Genomic DNA, 7,199 nt, shown 5'->3' with positions numbered 1-7,199 from the left:
TCCTGCATGGCTGGCCCAAGCTGATCAATTTTACTGCCAAAATGAATACTTTCCCGGATCCGCTGGGGGTAGGACATAAAATTTCTTTGGGAATGGTAGTTTTTGCAGAAGTGTTCTGCGCGGTGTTGCTTATCATGGGACTGTTGACCAGACTGGCTTCTGTGCCATTGATCATTTGTATGAGCGTAGTTATTTTTATGATACACGGAAAAGACACCGTATCGGAAAAAGAACTGCCCATCCTGTTCCTGGCGGCATTTGTAACACTGCTTTTTACAGGCCCCGGTAAGTTTTCACTGGACGGAGCCCTGGGCAAATAAAATTTTCAAGTAAACGTTAAGGATAAAATAGCAGAGGAACCATGTTTATCAGTACAACAACGATCAGGGTACGTTATGGGGAAACAGATCAGATGGGATACCTGTATTATGGCAATTACGGACTGTATTACGAAGTAGGCAGGGCCGAAGCCATAAGGGAGCTGGGCTTCAGTTACAGGGAACTGGAAGAACAGGGCGTGATTATGCCAGTGGCAGAACTGAATGTAAAATACCTGCGGCCAGCCTATTACGACGACCTGATAACGGTGAAGACTATACTGAAGGAATTGCCGAAAAGTTCTAAGATCCAGTTTCACAGTGAGTTGTATAACGAAAAGAATGAATTGCTGAATGTTGGGGTAACCACACTGGTATTCATTGATGTGAAAACGAAGCAGAAGGCCGGTTTACCGGAAGACCTGAAGAAAAGACTGGCACCGTTTTTTGAATAGCAGTATAAACAACGCGTATGGATAAGATCACCACCAGCATTATCACCATTGGAGATGAACTGCTGATAGGACAAACGATTGATACCAATTCCGCCTGGATGGCGCAGCAGCTGAATGCAATGGGTATATGGGTACACCGGCGTGTAGCCATCGGCGATATCCGGGAAGATATCCTGGATGCATTGGCAAAGGAATCGGCGGTATCGGATATTGTACTGATCACCGGGGGACTGGGCCCAACTGCCGATGATATTACCAAGCCCACCCTGTGTGAATACTTCAATACCAGGCTGGTACAAAACCAGGAAGCACTGGATAATGTGCTGCATATTTTCGAAAGCAGGGGATTGCCTGTGCTGCAAAGGAATATAGATCAGAGCCTGGTACCGGAAGCCGCCACCATCATTGAAAATAAAAGGGGCACCGCACCGGGGATGTGGTTTGAGAAAGAAGGTAAAATATACGTATCCATGCCCGGGGTGCCGCATGAAATGAAGGGCATTATGGAAAATTATGTGCTGCCAAAACTGGAAGCACATTTCAGTACGCCTGCCGTAATACACCAAACCCTGGTTACTTCCGGTATGGGTGAGTCTTTCATTGCGGAAAGACTGGTAGCCTTTGAAGCGAAGCTGCCCGCTCACATCAAACTGGCGTACCTGCCCAGCTACAGCCTGCTGAAACTGCGCTTAACCGGGCAGGGGAAAGATAAATTGTCGGTAGCGGCGGAAGTGAGCATCCTTTTTCACCAATTGAAAGAGCTGCTGGCAGATATCACGGTAACCGACCAGGATATTTCGATAGGAGAGGTGCTGGGACACCTGTTAAAGGAAAAAGGCAAAACCATGGGCACGGCGGAAAGCTGTACCGGCGGGCTGATTTCCAGCTGGATTACAGCGGTGCCGGGTAGTTCCGTTTATTTCAAGGGCAGCGCGGTAACGTATGCCAATGAAATGAAGGTGAAGATGTTAGGGGTGAAACCTGAAACCCTGCAGGCGCATGGGGCCGTAAGTGAAGCCACCGTCCGTGAAATGGTTGCAGGCGCGCTCACACTCCTGCAAACCGATTACGCAATTGCCGTATCAGGTATTATGGGACCGGACGGCGGTACGCCGGAGAAGCCGGTAGGCACTGTTTGGATAGCAGTGGCCAGTACAGCAAAAACAGTTACCGTTAAATACCAGCTGCGCTACGACCGGGAACGGAATACGCAAATGACAGCTGTTTATGCCATGAATGAGCTGCGCAAACTCATCCTGGAATAGGGATATTGACCTCGTTTGAATTGGTACAATTCCCGTATTTTTGTCGCGCACTAAAGCAAAAATCAATCTTATGGCCATTGTAGAATTGGTAATGCCAAAAATGGGGGAGAGCATCATGGAAGCCACCATTTTGCGTTGGCATAAAAAGGCGGGCGATCACGTAAAAGTAGATGAAACCGTACTTGAAATTGCCACCGACAAAGTCGATAGCGAAGTTCCCTCTACTGCAGAAGGAGAGATCACAGAGCTGCTCTTCAATGAAAATGATGTGGTACCGGTTGGTACCGTCATAGCCCGCATTAATACCAATGCCGAAGCTGCAGCAACTTCCGCACCTGTTGCGCCCGCAGCACCTGTATCCACTGAACCGAAATTTACTGCAGCACCTGCCTATACGCCTGCTGCTGAAGCGCCCGTTTCCGGTGGGGGCGCCAAATTTTATTCCCCGCTGGTACTCACCATCGCACAACAGGAAGGCATCAGCTTTTCCGACCTGGAAAAGATCCCCGGTTCCGGCAATGATGGCCGCGTAACCAAAAGAGATATCCTGCAGTTTGTGGCCGACCGCCGCGAGGGAAAGGTCATTCCCGATGTAACGCCGGAACCGGCAACCACTACTGCAGCAGCCACTACCCGCCAACCGGTGGTAACCACTACCGTGGCCTCCCCCACTTACAATGGTAATGTGGAGATCATTGAAATGGACCGCATGCGCAAACTGATTGCCAATCACATGGTGATGAGCAAACAAACAAGCCCGCATGTAACCAGTTTTGCAGAAGCGGATGTGACTAACCTGGTAAAGTGGCGCGATAGGGTAAAAGCTGATTTCGAGAAACGGGAAGGCGAAAAACTAACCTTTACGCCCTTGTTTATAGAAGCTATCATCAGGTGTATCAAGCGTTTCCCGCTGATCAACTGTTCACTCGACGGCGACAAGATCATTATCAAGAAAGATATCAATATAGGCATGGCCACGGCTTTGCCCAGTGGTAACCTGATTGTTCCGGTGATCAAAAATGCAGATATGCTGAACCTCACCGGGTTAACGAAGCAGGTAAACTATATGGCCAATTCCGCCCGCCAGAATAAGCTGAAACCGGAAGATACCCAAAGCGGTACTTTCACCCTCACCAATGTGGGCACCTTCGGCAGCCTGATGGGAACACCTATCATTAACCAGCCGCAGGTAGCTATCCTGGCAGTAGGCGCTATCAAAAAACGCCCGGTTGTAATTGAAACGGAAGAAGGAGATACCATTGGTATCCGGCACATGATGTACCTCTCCATGTCGTACGACCACCGGATTGTAGACGGTTCCCTGGGTTCTACTTTCCTGAGCGCCGTGGCACAGGAACTGGAAAATTTCGATCCGAAAAGAGGAATTTAATATAAACGTTTTTAAACAGGAATGCAGCAGGGAAAGGTCTCTGCTGCATTTTTTATCTTCCTGAAAACAAAAAAAGAGACGCCTGGTAAAAGCGTCTCCTTAGTTCCTTAGTGCCGAATAAAGGGGATTTTATTAATAACGACGGTCGCGGGAACCATATCCTCCGCCGCCACGGTTATTACCACCGCCACCTTTGAAATTATTATTCGGTTGTTTAGGTCTTGCTTCGTTTACCATCAATTGCTTACCTTCGATTTCGCTGCCGTTCAAACTATCCATAGCCTTTGCTCCTTCTTCTTGATTAGGCATTTCCACAAAGCCAAAACCACGTGAGCGGCCTGTTTCGTGGTCCTTGATAACCTTAGCGGAGGTAACCTCTCAAAAATCGCTGAAAATCTGATGGAGATCCTCATCGTTCAACCTATAGTGCAGGTTGGCTACGTAAATGTTCATGATAACTGAAATTAAAAAAATGAAAAATAATATACTGAAGTTATGAAAATTACGCTAATAAAAAAGTTAGCGTTAAAATATTTTTGTATTTACCAGGTTTTTTACTACTGTTTGACATAGGTAGATCCTTTGTAGTGACCCGTTTGACTGGCGCTGAAATATTATTTAAAATAGTGCGCTGTAGCCGGAAAACCCCCGTTTTTACGGTTTTTTTTTCGTAAATTCAGTACATGATACATTAAATTAAATTCATATGGGAGCGTTAAGTGAAACATGGTTTGCTGATGGTTATATCGACTTTGAGCTGAAAAAGTATACGCTGTTGGCTTATTTACAGGACATCAATCAACACTTCACCCAGAGCAGGCTGTACCCGCAGTTGTCAGACATTATCTTCCACTACAACAACCTGGTGGCATTCCGGGATAACAAACAGTTTTTGCAGCAACAGTTTCCAAAAAGACTAACGGCAGTGAATATTCAAAAACTGGAATTGCTGTATGAACAACTGATTGCTGACGATGAACTGATGGAAGAACTGGAATCCATTATCCAGTATTCCCTGCCCCAGCTTAACAGCACCATTAAAGGGGGGACCGAAATTTACGAGTACGTGGCGGAACATCTTAATATTTTCCCGGTAGGACTGGTACCGCTGGAAACCGCGGAAGGATACCTGCTGCTGTGCGATGGCCGGGGCAGGCAAACATTGGTATACACCTACCGGCTCACCATTTTTGAAAGGCACGACGAAAGGTACCGGGGCATTCATACACAATACCTTCAGGCCTATAAAAAAGACCTGGTACATACCATCAGCCATATCAAGAGCATGCTGATCCGGGAGCGTAACAACTTACCCAACCCTGCTGTATATTGTGTGGAAACGCCCCTGGTGGTGCCGGTCAATGAAACACTGCTGCCCATAGCTAAAAGAAGCCTGGTGAAATACATTGCACAGGAGGCGGCATAACGGCTAATTTAATGCCGGGGCACTGGTTTCCCCGTTGTACCGGATCTCCAGGGTATGATCTTTCAGGAATGGGGCATAATACTGCTCCATTACTTTCTTTATTTTCTCTTTTGATTGCTGTATGTAGGTGGGATTACTTTCCAGCTGGACGCGGGAGGTTTGGTAGAGTTTTTTCTGTACATCCGTGTAGGTTTCATCGTCCTGGAACAGCAGCCATCCCTTGCGGTTGGAAGTTTCCATTTTGTCCATTTTCAGTTCATAACTGAGCAGGCGGGGCGCCGGCAAACTGATAATGATCTTCTTATCAGTCATTTGTACTTTAAACGATTTATCGTCGATGTTTACTCCAAATTTGGCCTGGTAGGGAATAGTGACCCATATGGTGTTTTCCAGGAATGCTTTCTTCAGGTTATCGGTCCAGTCGCCGCTGTTTTCAATATTACTTCTTTTGATACTGGCGCTTCCCTGCACATCCAGGCTGGCCAGTTCTGCAATTTCCTTTACAATTGTGCTGTTGGAAATTACCTGCTGACTCACATTGGTGCTGCCAAAGCGCTTGCCCAGCCAGAATACCAGGAGCGTAAATAATATAAATACAACGAGGTAAAGGATTTTCTTCATACCTGTAAATGTAATAAAAACCAGGGAGGCTTATAGCGGGTAGCCGTAACCGTTATCTTGTAAGACTATCAATGAGGGCAGCATGTTCCGGGTAAGCCGCCTGCAGGGGCGCTTTTTCGGCCAGTTCAAAATCCGCGAAATCGAACCCGGGCGCAACCGTACAGCCAGCCAGCGCATAGCCTCCGGGCACTTCTACGCGGGAAGCAAACCAGTTGCCCGCCGTAATGATCACCTGCAAACTTTCATTGTTCACAATGTCGCGTCCAAGTTTATGTACCAGCAGCTCTCCGCCGGGAGCTATTTCGTAGATCGTTAATGTACTGCCATCGTAAAAATGCCAGATCTCATCCGCTGCAATACGATGGAATGCGGAAAACTCTCCTTCTTCCAGCAAAAAATAAATGCAGGTGGAAGCATTGCGGTTACCGCTCATACCGGCCGGAAGTGTAGCCATATCAAGTACCCATTGAGAGCGGTAGGTTTCGCGGAATGCGCCGCCTTCAACATGGGATTGCAGTTTCAGTTGTTCACGCCAGTGGGCTGCAGAATATTGCATAGTTATGCCTGTTAGGACCGGTAAATTAAATAAAAAGTATGTGATTGCATTCTTCGTATATAGCACAGGGTTATATTCCACATGACGGCTCCGGGTGGCGTGCACATTGACCCGGGAAATAAAGTAATGACATCAGCATGCATCAAATATATAACCTGTATCTCTATAGATACAAGTTATATATGACGAGAATACGGCTTATATATAGTTAATATCCGGAAACAGGCAGTATCCATAGCGCATCCCGGAGTACCGTATTTTTAACTGGCTACTGCCACCTGCTGCCGGTTGCCCACCGGCATGTGCGCAATAGTACCTGTTGCGCCTGCAAAATAAGAAGGTGTTTCGTGATTAAAAAGTAAATAATCTTTGATAAACATCGCCTGGTTATACCATGGAGTAGCAGCAACCGGTGTTTGCCATTCCGGCAAATTCAGCTGGCGGAGCGCGCTCAGGGCCGTTTTATAACGGATCATCCGGGCGTACAACTGCGGCGGAATACCCACTATTTTGCTGAAGATCCTTTCCAGGGTAGGTCGGGAAAGTCCGTAGCGGGTTGTCAGTTCTTCTATACTCACATTTCCCTGCATGATTAACAGGTAATCAACCATATCATCTACTTCACGAAGATCAGCGGGTTGCTGCGCAAGGGCAGCAAGACAGGCATCATCCAGCAGCGATTCTATACGTTGCGGATCCTTTTCCTGTTGCAGGGCGGCTATCAGCTCCTGCCATGCAGGCTGTGCAGCAGTAAGGTTTCGGTAGTAATTAGTAAAGTTAGCTGCATCCATGCCTAAAAGCCGGTGACACCCGTAGGCATTCAGCTGTACCACTGCTGCTTTTACCGGTCCCTGTACCTGTAACTGGCAGGCGCAGGTAAGATGTCCTAATACCGAACCGGCCGGCAGGGTAAATGCCTTGTGATTTACTGGTTTCACTTCTGCTTTCCCTTCAAGAATGAATACCATGTACTGATCGCCCAGGGCAAACAGGTTTTGCGGTAATTGGATAATACCGCGGGTATCATCTTCCCAGTAATAATATTGCTTTACAAATGGACGCAATGCATCCGCAGGATGATGAATATGGAAGTTCATAGGTACAAAAATGTGGTGTTTAAGGATATCGCTATCGCTGCAGATCACACCATACGCTAAAAGTGGCGATGT

The 7,199-nt window shown here is 47.2% G+C and carries 8 protein-coding genes and 1 pseudogene; 5 read left to right on the top strand and 4 right to left on the bottom strand.

Going from position 1 to position 7,199, the window contains the following annotated elements; translation table 11 throughout:
• From VN105_RS17700 to VN105_RS17685, 4 genes are all read left to right on the top strand, one after another.
• A partial coding sequence (locus tag VN105_RS17700; protein WP_325642856.1) for a DoxX family protein occupies positions 1-320 on the top strand: 320 nt, incomplete at its 5' end.
• A 41-nt stretch (positions 321-361) separates the two neighbouring features.
• Positions 362-772 (top strand): thioesterase family protein, encoded by a 411-nt coding sequence (locus VN105_RS17695; protein WP_325642855.1) that lies wholly within the window; start codon positions 362-364, stop codon positions 770-772.
• 17 nt (positions 773-789) lie between these two features.
• Positions 790-2,037: a CinA family nicotinamide mononucleotide deamidase-related protein gene (locus VN105_RS17690; protein WP_325642854.1), complete on the top strand. Its 1,248-nt coding sequence runs from the start codon at positions 790-792 to the stop codon at positions 2,035-2,037.
• Positions 2,038-2,107: 70 nt separating this feature from the next.
• On the top strand, positions 2,108-3,427 hold the full coding sequence (locus tag VN105_RS17685) for a dihydrolipoamide acetyltransferase family protein (protein WP_325642853.1): 1,320 nt from the start codon (positions 2,108-2,110) through the stop codon (positions 3,425-3,427).
• Between the two features lie 132 nt (positions 3,428-3,559).
• On the opposite strand, the pseudogene VN105_RS17680 reads toward VN105_RS17685, so the two are convergent.
• Positions 3,560-3,790: pseudogene (locus VN105_RS17680) on the bottom strand (RNA recognition motif domain-containing protein); the annotation flags it as partial.
• Positions 3,791-4,133: 343 nt separating this feature from the next.
• Here VN105_RS17680 and VN105_RS17675 point away from each other — a divergent pair.
• Positions 4,134-4,853 (top strand): hypothetical protein, encoded by a 720-nt coding sequence (locus VN105_RS17675; protein ID WP_325642852.1) that lies wholly within the window; start codon positions 4,134-4,136, stop codon positions 4,851-4,853.
• A gap of 3 nt (positions 4,854-4,856) precedes the next feature.
• On the opposite strand, the gene VN105_RS17670 is transcribed toward VN105_RS17675, so the two are convergent.
• From VN105_RS17670 to VN105_RS17660, 3 genes are all read right to left on the bottom strand, one after another.
• Entirely contained in the window at positions 4,857-5,474 is a 618-nt protein-coding gene (locus VN105_RS17670) for a DUF4230 domain-containing protein (protein ID WP_325642851.1), read from the bottom strand.
• 52 nt (positions 5,475-5,526) lie between these two features.
• Positions 5,527-6,030 (bottom strand): cupin domain-containing protein, encoded by a 504-nt coding sequence (locus VN105_RS17665; RefSeq protein WP_325642850.1) that lies wholly within the window; start codon positions 6,028-6,030, stop codon positions 5,527-5,529.
• A gap of 260 nt (positions 6,031-6,290) precedes the next feature.
• On the bottom strand, positions 6,291-7,199 hold a 909-nt coding region (locus VN105_RS17660), incomplete at its 5' end, for a DUF6597 domain-containing transcriptional factor (RefSeq protein WP_325642849.1).

The sequence above is a fragment of the Chitinophaga sp. genome (assembly GCF_035564935.1).
Taxonomy (GTDB): domain Bacteria; phylum Bacteroidota; class Bacteroidia; order Chitinophagales; family Chitinophagaceae; genus Chitinophaga.
This window is presented reverse-complemented; position numbering and strand designations above follow the sequence as displayed.